The sequence below is a fragment of the Variovorax sp. FW301-JW7 genome, from assembly GCF_058788795.1.
Map to the genome: position 1 here is coordinate 196145 of NZ_JBYTBC010000001.1, position 24271 is coordinate 220415.

General features: G+C 68.8%; 29 protein-coding genes. 19 read left to right on the top strand and 10 right to left on the bottom strand.

The features are described 5' to 3' along the window. Positions 1-7 precede the first annotated feature (7 nt). The 11 genes from AC3WQM_RS00760 to AC3WQM_RS00810 all read left to right on the top strand — a co-directional run bounded on the left by AC3WQM_RS00760 (position 8) and on the right by AC3WQM_RS00810 (position 7917). Positions 8-301, top strand: coding sequence for a hypothetical protein (locus AC3WQM_RS00760; RefSeq protein ID WP_489058575.1), 294 nt, complete (start codon positions 8-10; stop codon positions 299-301). Between the two features lie 138 nt (positions 302-439). After that, positions 440-655: a Flp family type IVb pilin gene (locus AC3WQM_RS00765; RefSeq protein ID WP_070061166.1), complete on the top strand. Its 216-nt coding sequence runs from the start codon at positions 440-442 to the stop codon at positions 653-655. A 90-nt stretch (positions 656-745) separates the two neighbouring features. Next, complete coding sequence (locus AC3WQM_RS00770) at positions 746-931, top strand: Flp family type IVb pilin (RefSeq protein WP_489058574.1); 186 nt, start codon at positions 746-748, stop codon at positions 929-931. An 89-nt stretch (positions 932-1020) separates the two neighbouring features. After that, complete coding sequence (locus AC3WQM_RS00775) at positions 1021-1197, top strand: Flp family type IVb pilin (RefSeq protein ID WP_070061164.1); 177 nt, start codon at positions 1021-1023, stop codon at positions 1195-1197. Positions 1198-1242: 45 nt separating this feature from the next. Beyond that, positions 1243-2514 (top strand): pilus assembly protein TadG-related protein, encoded by a 1272-nt coding sequence (locus tag AC3WQM_RS00780; RefSeq protein ID WP_492676525.1) that lies wholly within the window; start codon positions 1243-1245, stop codon positions 2512-2514. A gap of 5 nt (positions 2515-2519) precedes the next feature. Then, on the top strand, positions 2520-2978 hold the full coding sequence (locus AC3WQM_RS00785) for a TadE/TadG family type IV pilus assembly protein (RefSeq protein WP_489058572.1): 459 nt from the start codon (positions 2520-2522) through the stop codon (positions 2976-2978). Further along, positions 2975-3403, top strand: coding sequence for a TadE/TadG family type IV pilus assembly protein (locus AC3WQM_RS00790; protein WP_492676526.1), 429 nt, complete (start codon positions 2975-2977; stop codon positions 3401-3403). Before AC3WQM_RS00785 ends, AC3WQM_RS00790 begins: the two co-directional genes overlap by 4 nt. Before the next feature lie 19 nt (positions 3404-3422). After that, positions 3423-4574, top strand: coding sequence for a CpaE/TadZ family protein (locus tag AC3WQM_RS00795; RefSeq protein WP_492676528.1), 1152 nt, complete (start codon positions 3423-3425; stop codon positions 4572-4574). 43 nt (positions 4575-4617) lie between these two features. Then, on the top strand, positions 4618-5988 hold the full coding sequence (locus AC3WQM_RS00800; protein WP_492676530.1) for a TadA family conjugal transfer-associated ATPase: 1371 nt from the start codon (positions 4618-4620) through the stop codon (positions 5986-5988). Between the two features lie 9 nt (positions 5989-5997). Next, positions 5998-6987, top strand: a complete 990-nt coding sequence (locus tag AC3WQM_RS00805) for a type II secretion system F family protein (RefSeq protein WP_492676531.1) — start codon at positions 5998-6000, stop codon at positions 6985-6987. A 12-nt stretch (positions 6988-6999) separates the two neighbouring features. Next, the gene (locus tag AC3WQM_RS00810; protein ID WP_492676532.1) at positions 7000-7917 is read left to right on the top strand and encodes a type II secretion system F family protein; all 918 of its coding nucleotides are present in this window, start codon (positions 7000-7002) and stop codon (positions 7915-7917) included. Positions 7918-7959: 42 nt separating this feature from the next. Here AC3WQM_RS00810 and AC3WQM_RS00815 read toward each other — a convergent pair whose 3' ends face one another. From AC3WQM_RS00815 to AC3WQM_RS00840, 6 genes are all read right to left on the bottom strand, one after another. Continuing rightward, complete coding sequence (locus AC3WQM_RS00815; protein ID WP_492676533.1) at positions 7960-8655, bottom strand: response regulator; 696 nt, start codon at positions 8653-8655, stop codon at positions 7960-7962. Between the two features lie 32 nt (positions 8656-8687). Then, a complete protein-coding gene (locus tag AC3WQM_RS00820) occupies positions 8688-10373 on the bottom strand; it encodes a sensor histidine kinase (protein WP_492676534.1) in 1686 nt (561 codons plus the stop codon). 347 nt (positions 10374-10720) lie between these two features. Continuing rightward, a complete protein-coding gene (locus tag AC3WQM_RS00825; RefSeq protein WP_492676535.1) occupies positions 10721-11872 on the bottom strand; it encodes a calcium:cation antiporter in 1152 nt (383 codons plus the stop codon). A gap of 8 nt (positions 11873-11880) precedes the next feature. Beyond that, on the bottom strand, positions 11881-12063 hold the full coding sequence (locus AC3WQM_RS00830; protein ID WP_095745833.1) for a hypothetical protein: 183 nt from the start codon (positions 12061-12063) through the stop codon (positions 11881-11883). Then, positions 12060-12257, bottom strand: a complete 198-nt coding sequence (locus AC3WQM_RS00835) for a hypothetical protein (RefSeq protein ID WP_492676536.1) — start codon at positions 12255-12257, stop codon at positions 12060-12062. Before AC3WQM_RS00835 ends, AC3WQM_RS00830 begins: the two co-directional genes overlap by 4 nt. A 448-nt stretch (positions 12258-12705) precedes the next feature. Continuing rightward, positions 12706-13638, bottom strand: coding sequence for a LysR family transcriptional regulator (locus tag AC3WQM_RS00840; protein WP_492676538.1), 933 nt, complete (start codon positions 13636-13638; stop codon positions 12706-12708). Positions 13639-13736: 98 nt separating this feature from the next. Between AC3WQM_RS00840 and AC3WQM_RS00845 the strand changes: the two genes are divergently transcribed. The 8 genes from AC3WQM_RS00845 (at position 13737) to AC3WQM_RS00880 (ending at position 21330) form a co-directional block, all read left to right on the top strand. Continuing rightward, positions 13737-14318 carry a DUF6506 family protein gene (locus AC3WQM_RS00845; RefSeq protein ID WP_492676539.1) on the top strand — a complete coding sequence of 194 codons (582 nt, stop codon included), beginning with the start codon at positions 13737-13739 and terminating at the stop codon, positions 14316-14318. Continuing rightward, the gene (locus AC3WQM_RS00850; protein ID WP_489058561.1) at positions 14315-14803 is read left to right on the top strand and encodes an SgcJ/EcaC family oxidoreductase; all 489 of its coding nucleotides are present in this window, start codon (positions 14315-14317) and stop codon (positions 14801-14803) included. Before AC3WQM_RS00845 ends, AC3WQM_RS00850 begins: the two co-directional genes overlap by 4 nt. Positions 14804-14841: 38 nt before the next feature. Further along, positions 14842-15459, top strand: coding sequence for a nitroreductase family protein (locus AC3WQM_RS00855; RefSeq protein ID WP_492676540.1), 618 nt, complete (start codon positions 14842-14844; stop codon positions 15457-15459). Beyond that, the gene (locus tag AC3WQM_RS00860) at positions 15456-16313 is read left to right on the top strand and encodes an EamA family transporter (RefSeq protein ID WP_492676541.1); all 858 of its coding nucleotides are present in this window, start codon (positions 15456-15458) and stop codon (positions 16311-16313) included. Before AC3WQM_RS00855 ends, AC3WQM_RS00860 begins: the two co-directional genes overlap by 4 nt. 155 nt (positions 16314-16468) lie before the next feature. Beyond that, positions 16469-17173 carry a DUF3348 domain-containing protein gene (locus AC3WQM_RS00865; RefSeq protein WP_492677175.1) on the top strand — a complete coding sequence of 235 codons (705 nt, stop codon included), beginning with the start codon at positions 16469-16471 and terminating at the stop codon, positions 17171-17173. Positions 17174-17197: 24 nt separating this feature from the next. Further along, the gene (locus AC3WQM_RS00870) at positions 17198-20017 is read left to right on the top strand and encodes a DUF802 domain-containing protein (protein ID WP_492676542.1); all 2820 of its coding nucleotides are present in this window, start codon (positions 17198-17200) and stop codon (positions 20015-20017) included. A gap of 1 nt (position 20018) precedes the next feature. Further along, positions 20019-20681 (top strand): OmpA family protein, encoded by a 663-nt coding sequence (locus AC3WQM_RS00875; protein ID WP_070061151.1) that lies wholly within the window; start codon positions 20019-20021, stop codon positions 20679-20681. Then, positions 20674-21330 carry a DUF2894 domain-containing protein gene (locus AC3WQM_RS00880; RefSeq protein WP_492676543.1) on the top strand — a complete coding sequence of 219 codons (657 nt, stop codon included), beginning with the start codon at positions 20674-20676 and terminating at the stop codon, positions 21328-21330. The genes AC3WQM_RS00875 and AC3WQM_RS00880 overlap by 8 nt, the downstream gene beginning before the upstream one ends. 4 nt (positions 21331-21334) lie before the next feature. On the opposite strand, the gene AC3WQM_RS00885 is transcribed toward AC3WQM_RS00880, so the two are convergent. The 4 genes from AC3WQM_RS00885 to AC3WQM_RS00900 are packed head-to-tail and all read right to left on the bottom strand — an operon-like array spanning position 21335 to position 24203. After that, positions 21335-21730, bottom strand: a complete 396-nt coding sequence (locus AC3WQM_RS00885) for a VOC family protein (RefSeq protein WP_492676544.1) — start codon at positions 21728-21730, stop codon at positions 21335-21337. A 42-nt stretch (positions 21731-21772) separates the two neighbouring features. After that, complete coding sequence (locus tag AC3WQM_RS00890) at positions 21773-22150, bottom strand: YkvA family protein (protein WP_492676545.1); 378 nt, start codon at positions 22148-22150, stop codon at positions 21773-21775. A 6-nt stretch (positions 22151-22156) separates the two neighbouring features. After that, on the bottom strand, positions 22157-22492 hold the full coding sequence (locus AC3WQM_RS00895; RefSeq protein WP_492676546.1) for a YnfA family protein: 336 nt from the start codon (positions 22490-22492) through the stop codon (positions 22157-22159). A gap of 28 nt (positions 22493-22520) precedes the next feature. Beyond that, positions 22521-24203: an alpha/beta hydrolase gene (locus tag AC3WQM_RS00900; RefSeq protein ID WP_492676547.1), complete on the bottom strand. Its 1683-nt coding sequence runs from the start codon at positions 24201-24203 to the stop codon at positions 22521-22523. Positions 24204-24271: the final 68 nt, after the last annotated feature.

Below are 24271 nucleotides of genomic sequence, written 5' to 3' on the forward strand. Positions count from 1 at the left end.
AACCGCCATGTTCATCAGATCGACCACCCTTGCGCTTGCATGCCTTCTGGCGACCGGCTGCTCCAGCGTGACGCCCCACTACGACGCGCGCTTCGGCGACGCGGTGCGGGACGCCAAGAAGAAGATGACGCTGAACCCGAACGCCGGCAAGAACGGCGACCCGGTGATGGGCATGGACGGCCGCGCGGCGCGCGAGTCGATGGTGCAGTACCAGGACTCTTACAAGACCCCGCCGCCGGTGACCAACGTCATCAACATCGGCGGGCAGATCGGTGGTCAGGGCGGCGGCTCGGGGAAATGACAGACCGCGTGAGGCGGATTCATTCCATTCGAGTCTTCACATGGAAAGGAGAACGCGACGAATTGCAATGAAATTTTTCCACCACCACTCTTTTTCGAACCCGATTTCCAACTGTTCAAACCTTGAAAGGAAAGAACCATGAAAAACTTTCTGAAGGCCATCGGCCAATCGACACGCGGCTTCATGCTCGAGGAAGAAGGCGCACAGGTCGTCGAGTACGCGCTGATCATCGCGGTCGTCTCGATCGCACTGGTCGTCGCGCTGAAGGCGCTCACCGCCAACGGCGGCGGCTTCTCGCTCTTCATCGATCGCGTGAAGACTTGCCTGACTTCCACGACCGGCGGTTGCGTGTAAGTAGTTGGCGGGGCGAGCCGGGGCACGCTCCAGGCTCGCCGCCTCCACGTATCGGACCCGCATTCTTCTCAACAGGAAAGGAGTAGTCCCATGTTCAAGCCATTCTTGCAGGACGAGAGCGGCGCTCAAGTGGTGGAGTACGCGCTGATCATCGCAGTCGTCTCGATCGCTCTGGTCGTCGCGTTGAAGGCGCTCACCGACAACGGTGGCAGCTTCTCGCTCTTCATCGATCGAGTGAAAACCTGCCTGACATCGACGACCGGTGGTTGCGTGTAGGTAGTTCGGCGGGCGATCCGGGGCATGCGCCACGCTCGCCGCCTCCCTTATCGAGTCCGCATTCTTTTCAATGAAAAAGGAGCAGTCCCATGTTCAAGTCCTTTTTGAAAGAAGAGGGCGGTGCTCAGGTGGTGGAGTACGCGCTGGTCATCGCCGTGATCTCTATCGTGCTGATCATCGCGCTGCGACCACTGGTCACCGACACCGGTCTCAGCGATCTCGTTGATCGCGTCTTGACCTGCTACGGCGGCGTCAACTGCGCCTGAAGCGCAGGCTTTTTCAAACTGCCACTTCTGCACAGAAAGCCGATCATGAAAGCCCGCCGCTCCCCTCGCCGCCAGCGCGGCGCGATGATCATCACGGCCGCGCTGTTCCTGCTGTTCCTGCTCGGGTTCATGGGCATTGCGCTCGACTTCGGCCATTTGTTCGTCGTCAGGACCGAGCTGCAGACGGCGGTGGACAGTTGCGCACTGGCCGCGGCGCGCGAGCTCGATAAATCGAGCTCGGCGATCACGCGGGGCAAGAGCGCCGGCCAGACGGCCGGCAATGCGAACCCGGTGAACATGCAGTCGGCCACCTGGCGCGGGGAAGGCCAGATCGTGGCCGCAGAAGTCACGTTCCGCGATGCCTCCTATGCGTCCACGATCGATCCTGCCGTGGCCGTCTACGCGCAATGCACGCACAGCCAACCCAACATCAAGATGTGGCTGCTGCAGGCCATCGGCGCCTTCTCGGGCGATACCGCCGGCAACCCCGCGACACGCAGTGTGGCGGCGAGCGCCGTCGCCACCCGCGCAAGCGCACAGACCGCATGTCCCATTCCGGTCGCGGCGAAGCCGAAGCCGGGCGGCGCGGCGCCGAACTACGGCTTTGCCGTCGGTGAATGGGTGACGCTCATCATGGCGCAGAACGCGGCCACGGGTGGCCAGATCGGCTGGGCCAACCTCGACGGCAGCAACAGCGCCTCGGAAACCGAAAACGAACTCAACGGCCGCTGTGGCGCCAGGGTGGGCGACACGATCGGCACCCCTGGCGTGCAGACCTCGGTGGCCGACACCTGGAACTACCGCTTCGGCATCTACAAGAACAGCGGCGATCCGAGCGTGAACCGGCCCGACTACACCGGCTATGCCTACACCGCGCTCAACTGGCCCGCGAAGTTCAACGCCTACAAGGGCGCACCGGGCCCAGGCGCAGACCCGACTGCCCAGAACTTCGTGACCAAGCGGGCCGCTTTCGCGTCCTGCGCCGACACCGGCACCAAGGTGAAGGGCTCGAACAGCTGCGAGTCGATCACGGGGCTGTCGCTCAACAGTTTCCAGAAGCTGGCCACGCCCGGCAACGTGGCCGGAGGCCACATGCAGTACGGCATGGACCGCCGCTTCGTCACGGTGCCGGTCGTCGACGGCGGCAACCACGTGATCGACTACCTCTGCATGCTGATGCTGCAGCCGCTGAGCATTCCGATGACCGACACGCAACTCGAATTCCTCGGCAACGCGGGAGCCGTCGCCAGCCCCTGCACCACGAGCGGGCTGGCCGGTGGATCGGCAGGCCCGCTGGTTCCGGTCCTGGTGAGGTGAGCATCATGAAAAAGTCCCGTCGCACCCAGCATGGCGCCGCGCTGATCGAGCTGGCGCTCATCACGCCGGTGCTGTTGTTGCTGACCTTCATCACCACCGAGTTCGGCCGCGCGGTGTACGAGTACAACGCGGTCGTCAAATCGACCCGCGATGCGGTGCGCTACCTGTCGGTGCAGACACCCAACACGCACGTCACCGAGGCGCGCAACCTGATCGTGTACGGCAACACCGCCGGCACCGGAGCGCCGCTGGCACGCGGGCTGAGCCTTTCGAACGTGCCCGCCGGCAGCTGCTGCACCTGGCAGGCGGCCGGGGCCAACCCGATCATCACCACGGTCACGGTGCGCGTCAGCAGCTACGCCTTTCATTCGCTGTTCCCTTCGGTGATGGGTGTCGTTTTCACCGGTGCGAACGGCAACATCGTCTTCAGCGACATCACCGCCACCATGAGGGCTGCGTCATGAGACACCACATCAAGGGCGCGACCACCGTCGAGTTCGCGCTGGGCCTGCTCATCTTCCTGATGCTCGTTCTGGGCATCGTCGATTTCTCGCGCATGCTGTTCACCTGGAGCGCGGCCCAGGAGGCCACGCGCGCGGGCGCCCGGTATGCGGTGGTGTGCGACGACACCGCCTACCAGGCCCAGGTGCTCGCCCGGATGCGGGCGCTGCTGCCGCAGATCAGCACGGTGTCGGTGACGTGGGCGCCTTCGGGCTGCACGGCGGCCACGTGCCAGGGTGTCACCGTCAGCATCACCGGCCTGAACTACCAGTGGATTTCTCCCATCGTGGGCGCCGCCGGGCCGCTGATCCCCATGCCCGGGTTCTCCACCTACCTGCCGCGCGAGGTCATGCGCAAGGACCCGAACAGCGCGGCCATCTGTTCCTAACAGCACACCGGACACGACCATGAAGATCGCCATCGTTTCCCCCAATCCGAACCACCTGCAGGACATGCGCAAGGTGCTGGAGCCGCGCGGCCATGCCGTGTCGCTCTTCGAAGGCGGCAAGAGCCGGATGCAGGCGGTCGTCGAGAAAGTCGCGCCCGACCTGCTGCTGGTCGACGGCATGTGCTGCGACCCGCAGGAGCTTTCGCTGGTGGAGGCCCTGACCTTGCGGCACCCGGCGGTGGCAGTGGTGCTGCTGTGCGCCATGCAGACGCCCGAGTTCCTGATCCACGCGATGCGCGCGGGCGTGCGCGAGGTGCTGCCGTCGCCCGCCGACACCACTGCGCTCGAAGCGGCTGTCGGCCGCATCGCGCTCAAGATGGCCGGCTCGCAGGCGCGCAGCCCCGGGCGGGTGGTGGCGTTCATGCCCTGCAAGGGCGGCAGCGGCGCGACCTTTCTCGCGACCAACATCGCGCACCAGCTGTCGCGGGAGCGCTCGGTGCTGCTGATCGACCTGAACCTGCAGTTCGGCGACGCGCTGTCGTATGTGAGCGACCTGCGCCCGACCTCGACGATGGCCGACGTGGCGCGCGACATCGGACGCCTGGATGCCTCGCTGCTCGCGGCGAGCGTGGTGCGCGTGTCGCCCAGCTACAGCGTCCTGCCCGCGCCCGAGGACCTGGCGCGCGCGATGGACGTCAAGGCCGAGCACATCGACGCCATCCTGCAGGTGGCGCTCGCGCAGTACGACTTCGTGATCTTCGATCTCGGCACGCGCATCGACACGCTCACGCTGCGCGTGCTCGACCGCGCGGAGCGCATCTTTCCCGTGATGCAGACCAGCCTGCCGCACATCCGCAACGTGACGCGCCTGATGCAGGTGTTCAAGTCGCTCGGCTACGCCCCCGGCAAGGTCGAACTGCTGGTGAACCGCAGCACCGGCGGCGGCGAGATCGGGCTGTCGGACATGCGCCGGTCGCTGCCCGGCGCGACGTTCACGACGGTGCCGGACGGCGGCAAGGACGTCGATGCGTCCATCAACCGCGGCGTGCCGCTGTCGGAGATGTCGCGCGGCAGCGCGCTCGCCAAGCGCCTCGACGAGATCGCCCACACGCTCAGCCCGCGGCCGGAGGCCACACCCGGCTTCATGGGGCGGCTGTTCCGCCGTGCCTGAGACCACGCGGATTTCCATCCATACCCAGGCGGAGGTGCCAACCATGTCATTCAGGGACCAACTCAATGCGATCGACAACGATGCCGGCGCGCGGCCGGCGGGGCCGGTCGTCGAGCTGACCGCGTCGCCTTTCGCCTCGGACACCTACAAGCTGCTGAAGGAGCGCATGCACCTGAAGCTGCTGGAGCGCTTCGACCTGGCGGCGCTCGAAACCCTGCAGCCCGACGCGCTGCGCCAGGAAATCTCGACCATGGTCGGGCGGCTGCTGCAGGAAGAACCCGAGGCGCTCAACGACATCGAGCGGCGCACGCTGATCCGCGACATCCAGCACGAGATGCTGGGCTTCGGGCCCATCGAGCTGCTGATGGCCGACCCGACCGTGTCGGACATCCTGGTCAACTCGCCGGACCAGATCTACGTGGAGCGCCGGGGCCGGCTGGAGCTGACCAACGTGAGCTTCACCGACGAGAAGCACCTGCTGCGCATCATCGACAAGATCGTCTCGCTGGTGGGGCGGCGCATCGACGAGTCCAGCCCCATGGTCGATGCGCGGCTGCCCGACGGTTCGCGGGTCAACGCCGTCATCGCGCCGGTGGCGCTGGACGGGCCGATGATGTCGATCCGCCGTTTCGCGAAGATCCCGCTGCGCATGAGCAACCTGGTGAGCGACCTCAAGTCGCTCACGCCGCCGATGGCGCAGATGCTCGAGGGCCTGGCCCAGGCCAAGGTCAACATGCTGATCTCGGGCGGCACCGGGGCAGGGAAGACCACGCTGCTGAACATTCTCTCGGGCTTCATTCCGGAGACCGAGCGCATCATCACCATCGAGGACGCGGCCGAGCTCCAGCTGCAGCAGCCGCACGTCGCGCGCATGGAGACGCGGCCGATGAACATCGAAGGCAAGGGCGAGATCACGCAGCGCGCGCTGGTGCGCAACGCGCTGCGCATGCGGCCCGACCGCATCGTGATCGGCGAGGTGCGCGGCGCCGAGGCGGTCGACATGCTGCAGGCCATGAACACCGGCCACGAGGGCTCGCTCACCACCATCCACGCCAACTCGCCGCGCGATGCGCTGGCGCGGCTGGAAAACATGATCGGCATGGCCAACCTGAACCTGCCGCACCGCACCGTGCGCCAGCAGATCGCCTCGGCGATCACGGTGGTGGTCCAGGTGCTGCGGCTGGTCGACGGGCGGCGCAAGGTCACCAGCATCCAGGAGATCACCGGCATGGAGGGCGAGATCGTCACCATGCAGGAGGTCTTCACCTTCCACCAGACGGGCATGGGCCCCGACGGCCAGGTGCGCGGCCATTTCCACGCGACCGGCGTGCGGCCGAAGTTCATGGAGCGGCTGCACGCGTACGGCGTGGACCTGCCCGACAGCATCTTCGATCCCGAGAAGCACTACGAATAGGAGCGCGCCATGTTCGAAAACCTGGGGGGTGACACGCTGATCACGGTCACGGTGCTGGTCTTCGTGACCGCGCTGCTCATGATCGAGGGGCTCTACCTGCTGTGGCGGTCCTACAAGGGGCCCGACGCACGCAAGATCGAGAAGCGTCTGCAGGCGATGTCCGCCGCGGTCGACCGCACGCCGCAGGCGCATCTCGCCAAGGAGCGCATGCTCAGCGACGTGCCGTGGATGCAGCGCCAGTTGCTGGCGCTGCCGCGGGCGCACCGGCTGGACCGCTTCATCCTGCAGGCGGGGCTGGACTGGACGGTGTCCAGCTTCCTGCTGGCCTGCGGGGCGCTCGGCGTGTTCGCGTTCTGCGCCGTGTGGGCGGCGCACCAGCCCGTGGTGCTGGCGCTTCTGGCCGGGGCCGTGGCGGCGGTGCTTCCCGTGCTGTACCTGCAGCATCAGCGCAGCCACCGGCTGGAGCGCCTCGAAAAGCAGCTGCCGGACGCGCTGGACCTCGTGACGCGCGCCCTGCGCGCGGGCCACTCCTTTGCCAGCGGCGTGCAGATGATCGGCGAGGAAATGCCCGAGCCGATCGCCAGCGAGTTCCGCCTGGTGGCCGACGAGGTGAATTTCGGCGTCTCGCTGCAGCAGGCGCTGACCAACCTCAGCGAGCGCGTGCCGCTCACCGACCTGCGCTACTTCGTGGTGTCGGTGCTGATCCAGCGCGACTCGGGCGGCAACCTGACGGAGGTGCTGGGCAACCTGAGCCGGCTCATCCGCGAGCGCTTCAAGCTGCTCGCGCGGGTGCGGGTGCTGTCGTCGGAAGGGCGGCTGTCGGCCTGGATCCTGGGCGTCATGCCGTTCGCTCTGGCGGCGCTCATGAACGTCTTCAATCCCGAGTTCATGTCGCCGCTGTGGACCGACCCGATCGGCGAGACGGTGCTGCGCTACATGCTGGTGCTGATGCTCGTGGGCATCGTGCTGCTGCGCAAGATCGTGAAGATTCACGTCTGAAGGAGAAGCGCCATGGCCATGCTGTTCCCCATCCTGGTGTTCCTGTCCGTGTCGCTGGCCGTCATCGGCCTGGCGGCGTGGCTGTCCCCGACGCGCGCCGCGCAGCGGCTGCAGGCGGTGGCGCCGTCGTCAGGCAAGTCGGCCTGGACCGAGACGGCGATCAAGCTCGTCGGCCCGTTCGCGCAGCTGTCGTCGCCGACCGGCGACGCCGACCTGTCGCCGCTGCGCGTGCGCTTCCTGAACGCCGGCATCCGCCATCCGGATGCCTACCTTGTCTACTTCGGCCTGAAGACATTGCTGCCGCTGGGCTTCGCGGCCATCGCGTTCTTCGCGATGCGCGCGGCGGGGGCGGATGGCGGCATGACGATGCTGCTGTGGCTTGCGCTGGCCGCGCTGGCCGGCTGCTACCTGCCCAACCTGGTGCTGCGCCTGCGCATCCGTGCGCGGCGCCGCGAGATCTTCGAGAACTTCCCCGACGCCGCCGACCTGATGCTGGTGTGCGTGGAGGCGGGGCTCGGGCTGGACGCCGGGCTGGCCAAGGTCACCGAGGAAATCAAGATCAAGAGCCAGGCGCTCGCGCAGGAACTGCACTGGACCAACCTGGAAATGCGCGCCGGCGGCACGCGCGAGAAGTCGCTGCGCAACCTGGCGCTGCGCACGGGCGTGGAAGAACTAAGCACCTTCGCCACCATGCTGACCCAGGCGGACCGCTTCGGCACCAGCATCGGAGAGTCGCTGCGCGTGTTTTCGGACGACCTGCGCCACAAGCGCCAGGTGCGCGCCGAGGAACTGGCCGCGAAGGTGCCGACCAAGATGCTGCTGCCGCTGGTGCTGTGCATCTTCCCGTGCATCTCGCTCGTGATCCTCACGCCGGCGGCGATCCGCGTGATCCGGATGATCATGCCGATGCTGAGCGGCGGGCAGCTGTAAGGGGGCGCGCAGGCGGCGCGCAGCAGGCGCCGCCGCAGCGTTTCAGGACGCCAGCGTGTCGAGCTGGTGCTTGATCGCGTAGATGTACAGCTCGAGCCGGTTCGTGACGCCCAGCTTCTGGTAGATGGCGCACAGGTGGTTGCGCAGCGTGTGCTCGGTGACGAAGGCGCGCTCGGCAAGCACCTTGTTGGAGGCGCCGCAGCCCGTCACGACGATGTGGATGATCTCGCGTTCCTTGTGCGTCAGCGTGGCCTGCCGCGCCGTGTCGGGGTCGGCCTTCGCGGGCTTCCTGGCCGACGTGAGTTCGGAGAAGACGCGGCCCATGGTCTGCGCGTCGACGCACAGCTCGCCCTGGTGGACGCGTGAAATGGCGTCGAGCAGCTGCTGCGCCGAGGCGTCCTTGCCCACCACGCCGCGCGCGCCGCGCAGCACGGCCAGGTCGAGCGTGCGCTGTTCTTTCTCGGCCGTCAGCACCATCACGCGCGACACCTCGTTGGCCAGCAGCCGGGGCAGGATGTCCAGCGCGCTGTGGCCGTCCAGGTCGAGGTCGAGCACGATGACGTCGGGTGCGAGGCTTTGCGCCGTGGCCACCGCTTCGTCGCAACAGCTGGCCGTGCCGACCACCTTCATGCGCGGCTGTTCGCCGTCGATCAGCTTCGACAGGCCCCACAGCATGGTCTTGTGGTCGTCCACGAGCAGCACGGCAATGGGATGGTCGGGATGGTCGAGGGTTTGCATGACGGACTCCTTCCTGTGTCTGCGGCGAGCGGTCAGATCGGGATTTCGATCCGCACCGCCGTGCCGCCGTTCGCGCATCGGTCGACATGCGCCTGGCCGCCTAGGGCCGCGGCGCGCTCGGTGAGGGAGCGTGGGTGGAAGGCGGTGAAGCTTTCCTGGCAGGCGTCGTTCTCGATGCACAAGGCCAGCTGGCCGTTTTTGCAGTCGATGCGCACGCTGCCGTGGCGCGCATGGGTGTGCTTGCAGATGTTGTTCAGCCCCTCGCTCACCATCTGCAGCAACTCCGCGGTCACGCGGTCGTCCAGGTGCAGCGGGGCGTCGATGGCCATCACGATGTCGATGTCGATGCCGTACAGGCCCTTGATCCGCGCGGCCTGGCGCTCGATGTGGGGCCGCACGAGTCCGCCCGGATCGTTCGCGCCGTGCCTGACTTCGCCGGCGTAGCGGCGCAGGTCGGCGATCACGCCGTCGGCCACCTCCGAGAGCTTGTCGAGGTCTTCGCGCAGCGGGTTGTCGACGCCGGCGCGCTTGCGCAGTGCGCACAGGCCCATGCGCAGGCCGATGTAGGGCTGGATGGCCGTGTCGTGCAGGTCCAGCGCGATCTTCAGGCGCTCCGCCGACGCGGCTTCCGAGGCCATCCGGTCGAGCACTTCGATGGTCTCGATGACCGGGAAGATCTGCTCCATGAGGTGCGCGAGGAACAGCGCGTCGGACTTGCCGAGCCGCCCGTCGCGCGACGAGATGAACACCCGGCCTTCGCCCAGGCGCATCGGCAGCGGCGCGCTGATGAAAGCGCGGGCCTCCAGCATGGCGGCGACGGTGGCGCAGCGCTGCGCGGCCTCTTCGTCGGCGCGGCGCCAGGCGGTCGCGCCCGCTGCGAAGACGTGGTGCTGCGCGCGAAGGTGGCTCAGCGGCCAGGGCAGGCGGTTGCTCATCACGATGCTGTCGGGCGCCAGGGCCATGAGCGGTGATTCCGCGAGGCGGCCGATGTTCTCGATGCTCACCTGCTCGCAGGTGTCGTCCTCGCGCAGCGTGCGCAAAGTCCAGGTGCCGGTGGCGCGGTCGCGCGTGAGCAGGATGCAATGGCTGGCCTTGAAGAAGGCCAGGGTGCGCTCCATCGTGCGGGCGATGGTGCGCCCGGCGCCGAAGCGCGGGTTCGACAGCTGGCTCACGTCGCCCAGCAGCGCCAGGCGCCGTTGCAGCGCCAGCTTGGAGCCGCCCCAGTACACGATCATGTGCCCCAGCGCCAGCAGGAAGGCGGTGCGCATCAGCAGCTGCGGCGTGTCGTCCGAGCACGTGACCAGCCCGCAGGCAACGAACGAGGCGACCGACGCCACCGTCACGCGGGCACCTTCCTCGAAGCCCCAGCGGAACGAGGAGGTGAGGATGGCGAAGAAGTAGAAAAGGAAGAACAGGCTGTGGGTGCCGTCGGTCACCGCCATGATCAGCGTGAACCACAGCACGTCGGACCAGTGGATCGCCCGGCCCTGGAAGTAGGGCCGTCCTACCGCCGTGCAGACGTGGATCAGCAGGCTGTGAAGGATGTAACCGAAGAAGGCCAGCCAGACCGCTGCGGGGACCTGGTTGTGGCTATCGGCGGCGTCGACCGTGATCGCCAGCAGGGCCGAAATCGACAGCACGAGCCGCATGCGTCCCACCATGAGCGCATCCGCCGCCAGGCTGGCGTCGATGCTGGGGGCGGAGCCGCGAACTTGCATGGGGATGCATCCTGTGCATGGGCCATGTCAGGCACCGCGAGTGATCGCGGTACAGGCGGGGGCGCTCGGCAGTGACAGTTTGGAATACATTTTTATTGCCAAAGACCACAACGTGTGACGAGTTCACATTACTACTTTGGTGTTCAGATGCAATTGAAATCTCATTCCATTAACGTTTGGTAACTATATTTGCATTAAATTTCATGCGGATAAATAGGCCACTGCACGAGGGCGGCGAGAGGGCCTGGTGGCGGTGGGGGAGGCCCCGCAGAGGGCGAGGTACCTCAACGGGGCGCCCGCCTGCCTTGGCGAAGGCGCAGGCGGTGGGGTAACCCGGCTGCGCGCCCTCAGGGCAGGAACAGCAGCATCCCGTACACCGCGAACAGCATCAGGTGCATGAGGCCCTGGATCGGCGACGTGCGCTGTCCGTTGAAGCTCAGCATCGTCAGCACCGCCGTCACCGCGAACAGCAGGGTTTCCGCGCCCGAGATGCCCATGAGCACCTGCTTGCCCGTGACCAGCCCGATGACCAGCACGGCCGGCACCGTGAGTCCCACGGTGGAGACGAAGGCGCCCAGGCACAGGTTGATGGCGCGCTGCATCTCGTTGTTCATCGCGGCGCGCACGGCGGTGATCGATTCGGGTGTGAAGACGATGATCGCGATGAGCACGCCGCCCACGGCCGCGGGCGCGCCGGCCGCGGCGATGCCGTAGTCGGTGACCACCGCGAGGTAGTGCGCGAGCAGCACGATGGGCAGGATCATCGCGAGCAACAGCAGCGAGCGAACGACCACGGCGCGCTTGTCCAGGCCGCCGTGCGCTGACTGCGTCGCGGGGGAGGGCGCGGTCGCACGCACCGACATGTGCCCCGGCGCCGGCTGGATGAAGAAGCGCTGGTGGCTGCGCATCTGCATCCAGAGAAACGCGCCGTACAGCACGGCGGTGAGCACCGACATGCCGATCGCCTGCACCGGCGTGAACTCGCCCGCACCCGAGCTGTGGTTGGGCAGCACCAGCGCCGTGCCCGTCAGCAGCACGATCATCGACACATAGGCGCCGGCGCCCTGCGCGTTGTATTCCTGGTCGCCGTGGCGCGCCGCACCGGCGATGAGGCAGATGCCGATCACGAGGTTCAGGATGATCATCATCACGGCGAAGATCGAGTCGCGCCCGATGGTCGGAAACTCGCCCGGGCCGAGCAGCACCGAGGCGATGAGGATCACCTCGATCGACACGATCGACAGCGTCAGGATCAGCGTGCCGTAGGGCTCGCCCAGCTGGTGCGCCAGGTGATCGGCTTCGCGCACCACGCCGAAGGACGCGGCCAGGATGGTGACGAACAGCGCAAGAAAAACGCAGCCGGCCACCGCGGGGCTGATCGGCGCGGCCAGCCAGCGGTCGCCGAACGCGACGAAGAGCCCGACCACGAGCCAGGCGGCGGCGATCAGGGCCCAGGTCGCGGGCGGCACGAGGCGGGCAGGGGTGTGGGTTGTGGTCATGTGCGTTGTCACTCCGACATCAAGAGGGAAGCCAGGGCCAGCAGGCCGCTGCCTGCGAGGCTGAGCCCGCTGGCGGCCCACAGGGCCTTCACGTCGCGCGGCTCGCAGCCTTCGCGGCGCGCATGCCATGCGGCGTACGCCAGGGCCACCGCCATGGTCAACGCGGGCCAGTGCAGATCAAGACCGTTCATCGCGCGGCCCCCGATGCGGCGGGCGCGCGCGGGCATTCGGCGCGGTAGGACAGCCGGGTCGCGCCCGTGCGCACGTGCAGGCGCACGGCGCCCAGCGTCAGCCGGAAGGCATCCGGCACGGTGGCGCGGGGAAGACGGAAACGGGAGAAGAAGCGTAGCGCAGCGAGGCGCCAGGAAGGGAGCAGTTCGGCCATGTCGAAACTTCGCGAGAAGTCAGGAAAGGGCCGTCCCTTGCAAGGTGGAGGTGCAAGGCCGAGGTCGTCCTCGGCCCGGTTCGCGCAGGGCGCGCGAACGAAAAAATGATAGCAGGGAAATCGGGGCCGGCGCCCTCAGCCCCCGCGTGCGCGCACCTGGGCGGCGTGCAGGAGGCGGGCGTTGTCTACCTTTTGCTTGGAAAGAAGATGCATCTTGCTGCAGCTCGAACAGCGGTACAGGCGCAGCCAGGGCAGCAGGCGCATCCACGCAGTGCGCGGCTGGCGATCCATGTCCTGAAGGTGGCAGGGGCAGGCAGAAACCGAATGAGACGACGACATTTGTCCGAATGACCATGCTGTCCAGATCCCACCCTGACCAAGCTCTGTGGCTCTTCGGCTACTGGGAATTGAAAGTATTCATTCTTACGACAAATGTAAACAAGCACACTCACCTGTTCTGGGTATTTGGCTGTTTCGGGCCACGGAAAACGGTGGAGAAAATGCGGCTGAGTCCCGATGCCGCAGGGCCGAACGGTCGGTCGATGCGGCGGATCAGGTAGACCGGCAACGGCCGCGGCGCCGTCGTGCGCTGCATGGCCAGCGGCACGTGCGCCAGCCGCTTCGCTTTCAGGTCGGCCTGCACCATCCACAGCGGCAGGTGGCCCCAGCCGACGCCGCCGAGGATCAGCGCGTGCTTGGTCGCGATCTCGCTGACGCGGCAGGTCTTCTGCGACAGCACGCCGAAGTTGCGCCCTTGCGAGCGCGCCGACGGGTCGGCCACGACGACCTGCACGTGGTCCGCCAGGTCGACGGTCGTCCATCGCTCGGCGCTTGCCTGTGCCAGCGCATGCGCCGGATGGCACACCGCCACCATGCCCCCGATCTCGCCGATCCCCTCCGACGCCACATGCGGATCGTGTTCTTCCGCGGCCGTGAGTCCGAGGTCGCAGCGGCCTTCCAGCACGGCGGCCAGCGCCGACGTCATGGGCGCGGTTTCCAGCTCCAGCCGCACGCTGGGGAACTCCGCCTGGAAGCGGCAGATGGCGTCGGCCACGAGCGGCAGCGGCAGCAGCGGGTCTTGCGCCATGCGCAGCTCGGCCTCGACGCCTTCGCTGAAGCTGTTGGCCCGCGCGCGGAACGCGTCGGCCTTGATCAGCAGCGTGCGCGCTTCCGCCAGCAGCGTCGCGCCGGCCTCGGTGAGCACTGGGCGGTGCTGCGAGCGGTCGAACAGCGACAGGCGCAGCTCGGATTCGAGGTTGGCAATCGCGGCGCTGAGGCCGGACTGCGCCCGCCCGAGCGAACCGGCCGCCGCGCGGAAGGAGCCCCGGTCGGCGATCGAGACGAAGACGCGCAATTGGTCGAGGGTGAGGGCGTCCAGCATGATCTGATTTTGTGATCAATTCGATCTAAATTTTATCAATTGTGCAGATCGATGGCCTGCGGGAGCATTGGCTTCTTCTCCTTTCCTGGAAGCGAGCCATGAAGAAAGCCATCGTCTACGAAGCCACCGGCGCCGACCCCCGGCGCGACCATCTCGAGCGCAAGGACCTGACCATCGTGGCGGTCGGCCACCCCGGCGAACTGGCCGACGTGGCGATCGACCTGGCGCGCGATGGCGTGGAACTCATCGAGCTGTGCGGCGGCGTCTCGCCCCGGTGGCGCCCGCTGGTCAGCGCCGCGGCCGGCCCGGGCGTGCAGGTCAGCTCGGTCACCTTCGGCATGGAGTCGCTGGCACCGGCCGCGCGCTTCAGCCAGGCCCATGCCGACGGCGCGCCGCTGCCGGCCGCCTTCATCTTCCTGGAGCCCGGCGCCGACGCGCGCCGCGACCGCTTCGTGCAGACCTTCATGCGCGAGCACACGACCTTCGTGCCGGTGCCCGACGAGGCGGCGGCCGTGGCCGCGGCGCGCGGGCTGGTGGCCGACGGCGTGGGGCTCATCGAGCTCTACGGCGGCTTCACGAGCGCCGGCGCTGCCGCCGTCATCGACGCAGTGCAGGGAAGGGCGCCGGTCGGCATCGGCAGCTTCACGCTCGATGCGACGCATCCGGGGGAGCACGCATGAGACATCGCCCACGCCCGACCGTGAGCTATGCCGCCTCGTCGCCGCGGCAGCGCACGCATGACATCGAACTGATCGACGGCGTCGTCGCCCGCGTCGAATCGACGCAGCGGGCGCGCGATGTCGACGGTTTCACCCGCCTGCTCACGCCCGAGGCCGTGTGGGTGACCGCCTTCGGGCGTCGGCTCAACGACTGGCCGAAGATCCGCGAGTTCACCGCCAGCGTGCTCACGCCCGCCATCGGCGACGAGCACGCGTTCTACGACGTGGAGCACGTCACCTTCCTGAGCGACACCATCGCGGTCGTCAACGTGCGCCAGCGCCCGGTCGATGCGGCCGGCGCGCCGCTGGCGGGGCGGGCCGAAGGACGCCCGCTGTACGTGATGAGCAAGCACGGCGACGGCTGGATGATCGCCGCCGGCCAGAACACCCCGCGCCAGGAAGCCGCCATCGCCGCGCAGGCACAGGCGCTGCCCGATCGCCAATGACCGCGCCCTTCTTCTTTTCCTCTTCCTTATCCATTGCCATGACCCATCCTGCGCTGACCCTCATCGAACAACGTGCCTCGGCCAACCGCTTCGACCCGTCCCACGTGCTGCAAAGCGAAGAGATCGAATCGCTGATCCGCTTCGCCACGCGGGCGCCCACGGCCTACAACCTGCAGAACTGGCGCTTCATCGCGGCGCGCACGCCGCAAGCCAAGGCGCGGCTGCGGCGGGTGGCGCAGGACCAGCCCAAGGTGAGCGAGGCGGCCGTCACCTTCATCGTCTGCGGCCTGCTGCCCGACCACGAGGCGCTCGTCGACCGGCTGCGCCCGTTCATGGAGGCCGGCTTCATGTCGCCCGACACGGCGGCCGGCTGGCGCGAAGGCGCGCGCCTGCAGTACGCCGACGACCCGCGCACCGCGCGCGACGAGGCCGTGCGCAGCGCCGCCTTCGGGGCCGCCACCCTCATCCACGCGGCCGAGGCGCAGGGGCTCGTGTCGGGGCCGATGGTCGGCTTCGACCCCGAGGGCGTGACCCGCGAGTTCGGCCTGCGGCCGCACGAGGTGCCCGTGGTGCTGGTGGCCGTGGGCCGCGCCGCGCCCGGCAACTGGCCGCAGAAGCCGCGCCGCCCGCTGGCCGAAGTGCTCGACATCCTGTGAAGGCGCGCGCCACCGATCTGTGGCTGACGGCGATCGCGCCGGCCATCTGGGGCAGCACCTACATCGTCACCACCGAGTTCCTCGCCGGCTGGCCGCCGATGACCGTCGCGATGCTGCGGGCGCTGCCCGCCGGGTTGCTGCTGTTGCTGATCGTGCGGCAGCTGCCGCGCGGCTTGTGGTGGGGGCGGGTGTTCGTGCTCGGCGCGCTCAACTTCTCGCTCTTCTGGGCGATGCTGTTCGTGTCGGCCTACCGGCTGCCGGGCGGCGTGGCGGCGACCGTGGGCGCGGTGCAGCCGCTGCTGGTGATCGTGCTGGCGTACGTCCTCTTGCGCAGCCCGATCCGGCCCTGGTCGATCGTCGCGGCGCTGGCGGGGTTGGGCGGCGTCGCGCTGCTGGTGCTCACGCCGCGCGCGGCGCTCGATCCGGTCGGCATCGCCGCGGGCCTGGCGGGCGCGGCCTCGATGGCCTGTGGCACGGTGCTGAGCCGACGCTGGCAGCCGCCGGTGTCGCCGCTTACCTTCACCGCGTGGCAGCTCACGGCCGGCGGGCTGCTGCTGGTCCCGGTGTCACTCGCGCTCGACCCGGCGCTGCCCATGTTCACGACGCCCAGCCTGCTGGGGCTCGCGTGGCTCGGGCTGGTGGGTGCGGCGCTGACCTACATCCTGTGGTTTCGCGGCATCGCGCGGCTGGAGTCGTCGGTCGTGTCGTCGCTGGGTTTCCTGAGCCCGCTGACGGCGGTGGTGCTTGGCGGCGTGTTCCTGCAGCAGACGCTCACGCCGGCGCAGGTCGCAGGGCTGGTGGTGGTGATCTGCAGCATCGGGGTGGCGCAGCGCGCGCAGGCCAGGGCGGCCTGAAAAAGGGCTGTGCGGGCGGGTCGGGAAGGCCCGGATTTCCTCGATCCCTGTCACACCCCGTTTCACTTCTCCCGCGCTTCGTGTGCACCAGTTCACAGAGGGAAAACCGCTTGTTGACCGGTGTAAACTGCCCGGTTTTCTCCCTCTCTCGCGGTATGGTGCAAGTGTCACGGCGCACAGGCTTCACCGGCTCGGCGCTCACTCGCTTGCTCGCTCAATTGAGCGACATCGACGTTCCCGAATCCAGGCAAGCCCTCGCGGATCGTTTGAGTCAGTGGTTCAGTTGGACCGACGCCATCTCCTTGTCTGCAGCTTTGGATTCCGATCTGGGCGTCGCCGTGTCCGGCGTCCGGGCGTCCGAGGGCGCCGAGGAGGCGCAGGAGTGCGCGCGCCTGAAGGCCGCGCTGGCTAAGGGCAATGCCGACGGTGGCGTGGCTTCGGTGCTGCCGGGCGCGAACGACGACTTTCCGCCGTACCGCCGCCGCTACTTCGCGCGGCAGCAGGCCATGGAAACGGCCATCGAACCGCTGCGCGCGCGCCTGCGGGCCCGTCTCGCGACCCGTTCGCCCGAGCTGGCCCGGCTGGCTGCGGTGGACGCCATCCTGGAACAGGTGGTGGGCGCCCGCGAACGCAGCCTGCTGGCGAGCGTGCCGTCGCTGCTGGAGAAACACTTCAAGCGCCTGCGTGAGGCCGACCAGGCCGCGCAGGACGCACACCCCGACACCCCCCAGCCGCCACCGAATTCCGCCGGCGGCTGGCTGAACGTGTTCGGCCGCGACATGCAAAGCGTGTTGCGGGCCGAGCTGGACATTCGCATGCAACCGGTCGAAGGCCTGCTAGAAGCCCTTCGCGATCGCTAGCCACATAAGAGACAACAAGCTTCCATGAACAGATTTTTCCATTACGCCGTCTTCCTCGTGGGCCTGGCCGTCGTGTGCTGGGTCGGTGCCAGCTATGTCGGCCACAACCCGCTGGCCCTGGTGATCACGGCGCTGATCGGCGCGTTCTACCTGATGGGCGCGCTGGAGCTGCACCGCTTCCACCAGGCCACCGGCACGCTGTCGCATGCGGTGAACGACCTGTCGGCGCCGCCGGCCAGCCTCGGCGACTGGCTCGCCGGCCTGCATCCCTCGCTGCGCAACGCGGTGCGCCTGCGCATCGAAGGCGAGCGCGTCGGCCTGCCGGGCCCGGCGCTCACGCCGTACCTCGCGGGCCTGCTGGTGCTGCTGGGCATGCTGGGCACCTTCCTGGGCATGGTGGTGACGCTCAACGGCACGGGGCTGGCGCTCGAAAGCGCGACCGACGTGCAGGCCATCCGCAATTCGCTGTCGGCGCCCGTGCGCGGCCTGGGCCTGGCCTTCGGCACCTCGGTGGCGGGCGTGGCCGCATCGGCCATGCTGGGCCTGGCCTCGGCGCTGTGCCGGCGCGAACGCCTGCTGGCCGGGCAGTCGCTCGACACGCTCATTGCCACGTCGCTGCGCGGCCATTCGCTGGCACACCGCCGCGAGGAGTCGTTCAAGCTGATGCAGCAACAGGCCCACGCGATGCCCGCGCTGGTCGACCAGCTGCAGGCCATGGTGGCCGCGATGGACCGCCAGAGCCAGTCGATCAACGAACGCCTCGTCGCCAGCCAGGACACTTTCCACCAGAAGACCGAAGCCGCCTACACGGGGCTCGCCGCCTCGGTCGACCGCTCGCTCAAAGACAGCCTGGCCGACAGCGCCCGCATCGCCGGCGAAACCATCCAGCCGGTGGCAAAGGTGATGCCCGAGCTGGTCGGCCAGCTGCAGACCATGATGGCCGCGATGGAGCGCCAGACCCAGACGCAGAACGACCGCCTCGTGGCCAGCCAGGACAGCTTCCACCAGAAGGCCGAAGCCGCGTACACGGGGCTGGCCGCTTCGGTCGATCGCTCGCTGAAGGACAGCCTGGCCGACAGCGCCCGCATCGCCGGCGAAACCATCCAGCCCGTGGCGAAGGTGATGCCCGAACTGGTCGGCCAGTTGCAGACCATGATGGCCGCGCTGGAGCGCCAGAGCCAGTCGCAGAACGACCGTCTCGTCGCCAGCCAGGACAGCTTCCACCAGAAGGCCGAAGCCGCGTACAGCGGCCTGGCCGCCTCGGTCGATCGCTCGCTGAAGGACAGCCTCACCGACACCGCCCGCATCGCCGGCGCAACGATCCAGCCCGTGGTCGAGGCGGCCATGCTCGGCATCGCGCGCGAAGCCGCGTCGCTGCAAGGCGGCATGGCGCAGGCCGTCGAACGACAGCTCGAAGGCCTCACGGGCCGCTTCGAGGCCTCGACCGCCGGCGTGGCCGACACCTGGAAGGCCGCACTGGCCGAACACGAGCGCGCGAGCGGGGCGCTGTCGAGCGACCTGCGCGGCACGCTCGAACGCTTTGCCGAGACCTTCGAGCAGCGCTCGGCCGCGCTGGTCGATGGCGTGTCGGCCCGCCTCGAAAGCACCGTGGGCAGCGTGTCCGACACCTGGGGCAGCGCGCTCGCGCAGCACCAGCGCGTGAGCGAAAAACTCTCGGGCGATTCGCACCAGGCGCTCGCCGCCGCGGCTGCCACCTTCGAACAGCATTCGGTGTCGCTGCTGCGCACCGTGGGCGAAGCGCACACCAGCCTGCAGACCGAACTGGCGGCGCGCGATGCGCAGCGCCTGTCGGCCTGGAGCCAGTCGCTCGAAGCCATGGCCGCGTCGCTGCAGAAGGAATGGCAGCAGGCCGGCGCGCACACGCTGAGCCAGCAACAGCAACTGAGCGACACGCTGGCGCAGGCCGCGCGCGACGTGTCGGCGCAGGCCGAGGCGCATGCGAAGCAGACCGTCGCCGAAGTCGCGCAGCTGCTGCAGGCCGCGTCGGACGCACCCCGCGCCGCCGCCTCGCTGCTCGACACCGTGCGCGAGGCGCACGCCAACCTGCAGACCGAACTCGCCACGCGCGACGCGCAGCGCCTTGCGGCCTGGAGCGGGTCGCTCGAGACCATGGCCGCCTCGCTGCAGAAGGAATGGCAGCAGGCCGGCGCACACAGCCTGAGCCAGCAGCAGCAGATGAGCGAGACGCTCGCGCAGACCGTGCGCGACATGTCAGCGCAGGCCGAGGCCAACGCCAAGCAGACCGTGGCCGAAGTCGCGCAGCTGCTGCAGGTGGCGGCCGAAGCCCCGAAGGCCGCGGCCGACGTGATCGCCGAGCTGCGCCAGAAGCTGTCCGACGGCATGGCGCGCGACAACGACATGCTCGAAGAGCGCAGCCGCATCCTCGGCACGCTCGAGACCCTGCTGGGCGCGGTGAACCATGCCTCGACCGAGCAGCGCAGCGCCATCGACGCGCTCGTCACGGCCTCGGCCGACATGATGGAACGCGTGGGCAGCCGCTTCACCGAGAAGGTCGAGAGCGAGACCGAGAAGATGGCCGGCATCGCCGCGCAGATCACCGGCGGCGCGGTCGAGGTGGCGAGCCTGGGCGAGGCCTTCGGCTTTGCCGTGCAGCGCTTCGGCGAATCGAACGACAAGCTGGTGGCGCACCTGCAGCGCATCGAAGGCGCGCTGGGCAAGTCGCTGGCGCGCAGCGACGAGCAGCTGGCCTACTACGTGGCGCAGGCGCGCGAGGTGATCGACCTGAGCATCATGTCGCAAAAGCAGATCGTCGAAGACCTGCAGCAGTTCGCCAGCCGCCAGACCGCAGGCAGCGAGGCCTGAAATGGTGCGCGACGAGATCGACCTCGACGCCGGCCTGGAGCCGACCGTCCCCGTGTGGGCGGTGTTCGGCGACCTGATGGCGGGCATGCTGGGGGCGTTCGTGCTGATCCTGGTGTGCGTGCTCGGCATGCAGCTGGACCTGGCGAGCCGCCTCGAAACCGAGGTGCAGCAGCGCCGCGCCGAATCGCAGCGCCGCGAGGCGCTCGAACAGGCGCTGGCCGGCCCGCTCGCCGCGGGCCGCGTGACGCTCAACAACGGCCGCATCGGCATCAGCGGCAGCGTGCTGTTCGCCTTCAACTCCGCCGACCTGCAGCCCGGCGGCCGGCAACTGCTGAAAAGCCTGGCCGGCCCGCTGGGCGCCTACCTGAAGGCGCGCGACGAGATCCTGATGGTGAGCGGCTTCACCGACGACCGGCAGATGCGCGAGGGCGCGCGCCTGTTCGCCGACAACTGGGAGCTGTCGGCCCAGCGCGCGCTCACCGTGACGCGCGCGCTGATCGAAGAGGGCGTGCCCTCGTCGTCGGTGTTCGCTGCGGCCTTCGGCGCCGAGCAGGCCGTGGCCTCGAACAGCGACGCGGAAGGCCGCGCGAAGAATCGCCGCGTGGAAATGGCGCCGACGCCCCGGCCCAAGAACGCCCCCGACGCTGCGAAGTCCCGTGAGTAACGACACCGCACCGGACGATCAGGTCGACCCCGTCGCGGCGCTCGACGCCTGGCGCGCGCGCGGCGACGACCGCTTCGACCCGGTGCGCTTCCGTTTCATCGAGGCGATGGCGCAGCGCGCGGCGGCGCACGAGGGCGAGGCACGGCGCCTGCTCGATGCGCGGTTGGCCAGCCTCATAGCGACCTACCGCGCCGATCTGGAGAAGGTCGCACCCGAGGCCGAAGCGCCGGCCGATGCGCCGCTGCACACCGCGCTCGCCGAGCTGATGAACCACATCGCCCAGCTCGCGCCGCTGCCGCCGCCGCCCGACGCGGAGGCGACCGATGGTGACACCGTGCCCAGCCTGTCCACGGCACCCGAGCTCAAGACGCTGAGCTACTTCCGCGGCACCTGGTCCAAGCTCGCGGCCGACCAGCGCGTGACGCAGTCGCTCGCCAAGGTGCCGAAGAACGCCGGCCCGCTCAACACGCACCACCTGGTGCAGCGCGCGCTCACGCTGATGCGCGACCTGTCGCCGCAGTACCTGCAGCGCTTCATGGCGCATGTCGATGCGCTGCTGTGGATCGAGCAGGTGAACGCTGCCGCCGAGGCCGCGCGCGTGGCGCGCACCGAGAGCCCGCGCAAGAGTTCGCGCAGCCGCGCGAGCTAGAAGCTCAGCCCGCCGCGTCGTGGCACACGACGCACAGCTTGTTGCCGTCCGGGTCGCGGAAGTACGCGCCGTAGTAGTCGGGGTGGTAGTGCGTGCGCAGCCCCGGCGGGCCTTCGCAGCTGCCGCCGTGCGCGAGCGCGATGCGGTGCACCGCATCGACCATCGCCCGCGTGCCGGCGGTGAACGCCGCCATCTGGCCGTTGCCCGCATCGTGCGGCCGGCCGTCGTGGGGCTTGCAGATCACGAAGAAAGGTCGCGCGCGCCCTGCGCTGTGCCAGCCCGCCCAGGGCTTGGCCGGGTCGCAGAAGCGGCGCTCCAGGCCGAGGCCGTCCATCACCGCGTCGTAGAAGGCCAGCGCGCGGTCGAAATCGGAGACGCTGAAGAAGACATGAGAGAACATTTCGGCTCCTTGTGAAGCGGATGAACGACCGGCGTGAAATCGTCAGCGCGGCCAGAGCCACCAGGCCAGCCCGGCGGCAACCAGCACCCAGATGCCGATGACCAGGGCCATGCCAGTCTTGCTCGTCGGCTTGCTGCCCGTGCGCGCCATCCATTCCTCGGCCCGCACGCGGCTGCGCACGATGACCTCGGGCGGCAGCAGGCGCACCGCGAGCCAGATCAGCGCGGGCAGCAGCAGCATGTCGTCGAGGTAGCCGAGCACGGGAATGAAGTCGGGAATCAGGTCGATGGGGCTCAGCGCATAGGCCACCGTGAACCAGCACAGCGCCTTCGGCAACCACGGCGTGGCCGGGTCGCGGCAGGCGAACCAGAGGGTGACCGCGTCGCGCTTGATGCGGCGCGCCCAGTCGCGCAGGTTCATGGTGATTCAACCCGCACTGCGCGGCCCGAACATGATGATGCCCATGCCGACGAAGCACACGGCCACGCCGACCCAGTCGCTGGCCGAGGGCGTCACCTTGTCCACGGCCCACAGCCACAGGATGGCCACGCCGATGTAGACCCCGCCGTAGGCCGCATACACGCGGCCGGCAGCCGTCGGGTGCAGCGAGAGCAGCCACGCGAAGAGCGCCAGGCTCAGCGCGGCGGGCAGCAGCAGCCAGGCCGACTGGCCTTGCTTGAGCCACAGGTAGGGCAGGTAGCAGCCGACGATTTCCGCGAGCGCCGTCGCGATGAAGAGGCCGAGGGTCTTGAGCAGGTCCATGGCCGCCATTGTGGCGGCCACCTGGCGACTAAGGCTGTCGTCCGGGCCCAGTGCCCGGTCGCGACGACGGCTCCCACACATCGGGCGTGGTGGCGACCAGCGACTTGAAGTCCTTCCACGGCCGCGCGCCCGGCACCGTGCGCCCGCCGACGATCACCACCTTGGCGTAGGCCACCATGCGCTCGCGCAGGTAGCGGCGCTCGGACTCGGGCCAAGTCTCGATGGCGTGCGGGCCGCGCGACAGCACGATCTCCTTCACGCCGCGGATGCGGTTGTAGGCGGCCACGGTGCCTTCGAGCGATTCGGCGCGGTCCCACAAGCCCTTGCCGAAGAAGGCGGCGGGCCAGCGGTCCATGCCCGCGAGCGTGGCGGAGTTCGGATAGAAAAGGATGTGATGCTCCGCCGCCATGCCGCCCAAGAAGAGGTTGCGGTCGGCCAGGTCGGGCGCATCGGGCAGGTAGCCCGCGCCGCTGGCGAACGACGACAGCAGGATCGCCCCGCGGATGTTGCGCCAGCCGCGCGCCGGCGTGCAGTTGGGCACGGGCATGTCGAAGCTGCAGGCGGCCACGTAGTTGCGCGTCAGGGCCCAGGCGGTCGACATCGAGCCGCGCGAGTAGCCGCCCAGCACCAGCGGAATCTCGCTGGCCTTCTGGCCCGCCAGCAGCCGGCCGCGTGCGGCGTTGCCTTCGAGCAGCTGGCCCGCCGGCGTGAGCAGCCGCAGGCCTTGGCCGTGCTCGAGCTGGGCGAGCACGCGGAACACGTCCTCGCCTTGCTCCAGCGTGTTGGTGTCGCTCACGCCGCCCGACAGGCCTTCGCCGCGGCGGTCGTAGGCCAGCACGTCGAAGCCGGCCTGGTTCAGCGCGTGCAGGTTCTCGCGCCACCAGCGCTGGCCCATGGCCTCGGTGGTGCCGTTGGGGAAAGACACCGGCACGGCTTTGCCGCTGGCGCCCTCGATGCGGTAGGCCACCTCGTCCGGGTGCTGGAGGGCCGTGAGCTGCCCGCCGCCGCCCGCCGCCATGACGGCGAGGGCGCGGACCTTGCGGCCGCGCCCGTCGTCCACGCCCGCGCCTTCGAGGTACCAGCCGCGCAGCCGGATCGGATCGGTGAGCTTCAGGTCGAGCCGCTCGAAGGTGTCGCGCGGCACGGTGAACTCGACGATGTGGGTGCGCGCGTCGGCCTCGGCAATGCCTTCGCGGTAGGGCGCCTTCGCGAAGAAGGCGGGGCGGCGGATTTGCTTCAGGTCGACGTTCGGGCTGTCGGCATCGATGCGCCCGGCCGGATCGACCGCGCCCGTCACGCGCGTGGCGCGGGCCTTGTTGGGCGGCAGCCAGCGCTGCATCTGTGCGTTCACGCGCTCGAAGCAGTCCGGCTCGGCCTTGCAGGTGCGCCAGCGCGCCTTGAGCTGGTCGTCGGTGAACGCGCCCACGTGGTAGTCGCCGCCCGCGTAATTGGTGGGCACGGGGTAGGCGCTCATGAGCACCGGCACGCACACGCGCGGGCCGCCGGCGTTCACCGCGGTGCCGGCCTGCGGCAGCAGGTAGCCGCCCACCCGCGCGTTGCGGTCGGCGCCGACCCAGGCCGTGCAGTCGGTGGGCGGCGGCTTGCTGGCGGCGGCCTGGCGCTGTTCGGCGGTGGTGCCGGTGGTGCAGGCGGACAGGCCCAGCAGGGCACCGAGCAGGGCGAGCGGAAGGGTGGCGCGGGAAGAACGCATGGGGCGGGAAACGCTCGCGGAATGAAGAACCATGTGATTGGAACGCAGCCGGGGCGCAAAAAAGGGAC